Below are 2,436 nucleotides of genomic sequence, written 5' to 3' on the forward strand. Positions count from 1 at the left end.
GTTTGTGCTGCCTTCGCTGTTCATCCTGATCGCGCTGTCCTGGGTCTATGTGCGCTTCGGCGATGTGCCCGTGGTGGCTGGCATCTTCTACGGGATCAAGCCCGCCGTGACGGCGCTGGTGCTGCATGCGGCGCACCGCATTGGCACGCGGGCGCTCAAGAACGGATGGATGTGGGGCATTGCCGCCGCCTCGTTTGCAGCCATTTTTGCGTTCGATACGCCCTTCCCGGCCATCGTACTGGCCGCCGGGCTGATCGGTTACTTTGGCGCCCGCCGCTGGCCCGCCGTGTTCGCTCTCGGGGGCGGCCATGCCGATGGCAGCAAGGACTATGGCCCGGCGCTGATCGACGACCACACCCCCACGCCCGCTCACGCGCGGTTCTCCCGCAGCCATCTGGCCAAAGTGCTCGCAGTCGGGCTGGCGATGTGGCTCGCCGCCATGGCCCTGCTGGTGGCTACCCAGGGCTTGCAGGGCACGCTCACGCAGATGGGCTGGTTCTTCACCAAGGCCGCGCTGGTGACGTTTGGCGGCGCCTATGCGGTGCTGCCCTACGTGTACCAGGGCGCGGTGGAGCACTACCAGTGGCTCAGCGGCCCGCAGATGATCGACGGCCTGGCACTGGGCGAGACCACGCCCGGCCCGCTGATCATGGTGGTGGCGTTTGTGGGTTTTGTGGGCGCCTGGCTGCAACAGGTGTGGGGGCCCGATGCGTTGTTGGCAGGCGCTGCCACCGCTGCCGCCGTGGTGACGTTTGTGACCTTTCTGCCCTCATTCATCTTCATCCTGGCGGGTGGCCCGGTGGTAGAGGCCACGCACGGCAAGCTCGGCTTTACCGCACCGCTGTCGGCCATTACCGCCGCCGTGGTGGGCGTGATCCTGAACCTGGCGCTGTTTTTTGCCTACCACCTGCTGTGGCCGAAGGGGTTTGGTGGCGCTTTCGATGCCGTGTCGGCCGTTATCGCCATGGGTGCACTGGTGGCACTTTTCCGTTTCAAGTTGGCTGTGCTGCCGCTGCTGGGCATGTGCGCGTTGGCGGGGCTGGCGGTGACGTTTCTCAAGCCGTGGCTGGCCTGAGCACTCGGCACGCCCGCCAGGTCAGCCCGCCACACGGCTGTTCAAGTGAGATTTCTACTACCATTTTCATAGCAATAAAGGCTTTATAGGCGCGCGGAAATAGCCTAAAAACCTCGCAATCCACCTACTTGATCAGCCCCAGCACGTCTTTGAACGCTGGGTGCTCACAGCTACCCAGCCATTCAAACGCCACCATCTCGGTGGTCACCAGTTCGGCGCCTGCGCCGGCCAGGCGGTCAAAGGCGGCGTCGCGGTTGCGTTCGGTGCGCGAGCCGCAGGCGTCGGTCACCACCCACACCTCAAACTCGTCCTCCAGCAAATCCAGCGCCGTCTGCAGCAGGCAAACGTGCGCTTCGCAACCGGCAATGACGATGGTGCCGCGCTCTGCCGCCAGGGGTGCGGGCTTTTGCAGGTGCTTGGGCAGGCTGCGCGCATTGCCACCCTGCGGTTTGGCCGGTGGGCGCAGCCATTCGCCCAGGCCTTCTTCGGCGGCGCTGAAGTGCATCTTGGCAAGGGTTTTCTGGCACAGCGCGCGCAGCGCGGCGTCGTTGGCACCCAGGCGCGAGGGGTTTTGCTCGGTGCCCCACACGGGCACGTCCAGCATGCGGGCGATCTCGGCCAGGCGGCGGGCATTGGCCAGCACGGCGGGGCCCTCAAAGATGGCGGGCATCAGGCGTTCCTGGTAATCGACCAGGACGAGTTGGGATTCGGTGGCGTCAAGCAGCATGGTGGGACCGTTTCTGTGTTCGTTGAATCGCTGTGCGGGCGCAGCGTTGAAGGCAATGGTGCATTGTCGCAGCCCTGTGCCCGGGGTTTTCAGCCGCGCAGCACAGACTGCACCGCTGCAGCCAGCGGCCCTGCCATGGCCACCGCGTTGCTCGGGTGCGGAATGCAGTCCGTGCTCCACACCTCCCCCACCCCGGCTTCATGCAGCACCTGCAGCGCATTGCCCGCAAACAACGCATGCGTCACCGCCACATCCACCGATGCCGCACCCGCCTGCAGCAGCAGCCGCGCGGCCAGCGCCAGCGTGCGGCCGGTGCTGGCCATGTCGTCCAGCAGCACCACCGCCCTCCCCTGGGCGTTGAGCGCGGGCAGTTCGATGGCCACATGGCGGTCGCCATGGCGCACCTTGGTGCATACGGCATGGTCAAAACCGTGGCGGGTGGCGGCCTGGGCGATCCACTGGGCGGATTCACCGTCGGGCCCCACCAAAAAAGCGTTGGGGCGGCGCTGGGCAATCAGGTCCGCCAGCGGCTCGGCACCGCTGAGCACCACGGCCTGCGGCACGGGGATGGCCTGCTCCAATCGGTCGATGCGGTGCAGGTGCGGGTCTACGGTGATGACAGCGTCAAACAGCC

3 protein-coding genes are annotated in these 2,436 nt (G+C 66.1%); 1 reads left to right on the forward strand and 2 read right to left on the reverse strand.

Annotated elements, in window-relative coordinates:
* A partial coding sequence (locus DBR12_RS16820) for a chromate transporter (RefSeq protein ID WP_108618319.1) occupies positions 1-1,075 on the forward strand: 1,075 nt, incomplete at its 5' end.
* 124 nt (positions 1,076-1,199) lie between these two features.
* On the opposite strand, the gene DBR12_RS16825 is transcribed toward DBR12_RS16820, so the two are convergent.
* Together DBR12_RS16825 and DBR12_RS23030 are read right to left on the reverse strand one after the other, a co-directional pair.
* Complete coding sequence (locus tag DBR12_RS16825; RefSeq protein WP_108618320.1) at positions 1,200-1,802, reverse strand: isochorismatase family protein; 603 nt, start codon at positions 1,800-1,802, stop codon at positions 1,200-1,202.
* 89 nt (positions 1,803-1,891) lie between these two features.
* Positions 1,892-2,436 (reverse strand): phosphoribosyltransferase family protein (locus DBR12_RS23030; RefSeq protein ID WP_255575926.1); only part of this gene is annotated, 545 nt, incomplete at its 5' end.

The organism is Acidovorax sp. HMWF029, assembly GCF_003060895.1.
Classification (GTDB): domain Bacteria; phylum Pseudomonadota; class Gammaproteobacteria; order Burkholderiales; family Burkholderiaceae_C; genus Acidovorax.